Here is a 2,128-nt window from a genome sequence, read left to right on the forward strand (position 1 = left end):
GTGCTTTTGCCTTCCCTACGTATTTTGTTGGTTGAAGATATTGAACTCAATGTCATCGTTGCCCGTTCGGCGTTAGAAAAATTGGGTAGCAGTGTTGAGGTGGCAATGAATGGACATGATGCCTTGCTGGTATTTAGTCCAGATGATTTCGATTTAGTATTATTGGACATTCAACTTCCTGATATGAGCGGCTTGGATATTGCTCGCCGGATCAGAGAGAAGTATGTACAACACAAGTTACCCCCATTAGTAGCATTAACGGCTAATGTCTTAAAAGACAGAAAAGAATATTTAGATGCAGGAATGGATGATGTGCTGAGTAAACCCCTATCTATTGTCGCTCTTACGGTAATGATTAGACGATTTTGGCCTCACTCCGCCGCTATTCCTGCGATAAAACAGGAACATAAATCAATGCAGAATAATGGATCCTTACTTGATATTGAAATATTAGAACAATACATGAAATTAGTTGGGCCGGATTTGATCAAGCAGAGTCTGGAACTTTTTGAGCAAATGATGCCCGGATATTTGGAGATATTAGACTCTAATATGATTGCACGAGATCAAAATGGTATCACACAGGAAGCGCATAAAATTAAAGGAGCAGCCGGATCAGTCGGTTTACGCCATTTACACCAGCTAGCACAACAGATACAGACACCCTCATTGCCAGCATGGTCAGATAACGTTCAGGATTGGGTCGATGAACTAAAATTGGAATGGCATAACGATGTTCAGGCTTTGCGTGAATGGCTTGTCAATGCTGAAAAAATAACCCCGACCGAGGCCGGGGTGCGCGAAGATTGCGCTAATCACCAGGGAAATTCTGATAGGCCTTGAAGGCTATTCTAAATCTCTTGTACTTGCTAGAAATGATTTTGAACAGGCCATTAAATCCATCGTCATAAACAAGATAGCAAATCATCACTCTAATTGTTATAAAAATGATTCAAATATGTGATGGAGATTGCTATTTTTTAGTTGTACAGGCTAAATGAGTAAAAAAATACAAAACCAACGATGGGCAGATTATTTTACGCGAGTAAAAACAGTAATTACACGCTTCACGCCATTAACTTTACTGGCTATATCTGCTGCGGCCTGTTCTTCTTGTTGAGTTACTAAGCCTAATAGAAATACCTCGCTGTTCTCGGTAATAACCTTAACATTAGAGAATTTAACTGAATCACTGGCTAAGAGCAAGGAACGTATTTTGGTGGTGATCCAAGTATCATTTGTAATTGTTGCCAGATCTATTATGTTTCCCTGCCGAATTTCATTATATATTTCACTCGCCCCTTCTACACTCATCGCAATTTTTTTAGCACTATCAGATGACTCACGGTCAGGTACTTGACCGGTGAGTAGAACTTTTTTTTGATAAACAGTGGCAATCACACGCGCCTCTTTTTTCAACTTTTTCAACATTGGATCTTTGTTTAATGCTTTAGTGATACAAATTTCCAACTTGCCGTCATCAATTTGAGTACCAAGAGTGCGTGGATCTTTAGCCGATTTTGTGGCAACTGCCACCCCCCCTACAAAGACGGCGCTAACACAACCTTGTAACAGTAGTACACCGCATAATGCACCCAAAAAGACCGCAATTTTCATTGTTACTCCTTCAAGTATCTTGAGAGGGAAATTGAAAAGAAAATAAAGCGTGATCAATTAAATCAGACAAACAATTTATCACCAACATATGTATTTCATGTATATGAGCACTGTGGAAGGAAGGCACACGAATTTCTACACATTCTTGTGAAATGAGTAAACCACATAATTTGCCACCATCACAACCGGTAAGCGCGACAATTTTCATACTCCGCGTGGCTGCCTCTGCCACTGCTTTCACTGTATCATTGCTGTTGCATCGCGTAGAAATAGCTAACAAAACATCACCTTCCCGTCCAATAGCCTTTATTTGTTTAGCGTAAACTTCTTCCGTGAGCATGCCCATGTTTCCGTTTAGGGCTATTACAGGTAAGCTTGGTCGTTCTGCTTCGAAACGATTTATCATATTGCTGGCAAAGTATTGAGCATGAGTTGCCGATGCATTATCACCGCAACAGAGAATTTTATTATCATTCAGCAGTGCATCAGCTAATATATTGGCTGCAATGGA

Annotated in this window: 2 protein-coding genes and 1 pseudogene; 1 reads left to right on the forward strand and 2 read right to left on the reverse strand. The window is 40.2% G+C overall.

Translation table 11 applies throughout. From position 1 onward, the window contains the following. Window positions 1–843 (forward strand): annotated as a pseudogene (locus tag REG_RS08120) (response regulator); the annotation flags it as partial. 189 nt (window positions 844–1,032) lie between these two features. Here REG_RS08120 and dolP read toward each other — a convergent pair. Together dolP and REG_RS08130 are read right to left on the reverse strand one after the other, a co-directional pair. Beyond that, window positions 1,033–1,617 (reverse strand): division/outer membrane stress-associated lipid-binding lipoprotein, encoded by a 585-nt coding sequence (dolP, locus tag REG_RS08125; protein ID WP_006705200.1) that lies wholly within the window; start codon window positions 1,615–1,617, stop codon window positions 1,033–1,035. A gap of 10 nt (window positions 1,618–1,627) precedes the next feature. Beyond that, window positions 1,628–2,128 (reverse strand): SIS domain-containing protein (locus REG_RS08130; RefSeq protein ID WP_039908075.1); only part of this gene is annotated, 501 nt, incomplete at its 5' end.

Source organism: Candidatus Regiella insecticola LSR1 (genome assembly GCF_000143625.1).
Taxonomy (GTDB): domain Bacteria; phylum Pseudomonadota; class Gammaproteobacteria; order Enterobacterales; family Enterobacteriaceae; genus Regiella; species Regiella insecticola.

Excerpts from the sequence above, each read along its gene's own strand:
- dolP (WP_006705200.1), bottom strand. The coding sequence starts at position 1,617 with ATGAAAATTGCGGTCTTTTTGGGTGCATTATGCGGTGTACTACTGTTA.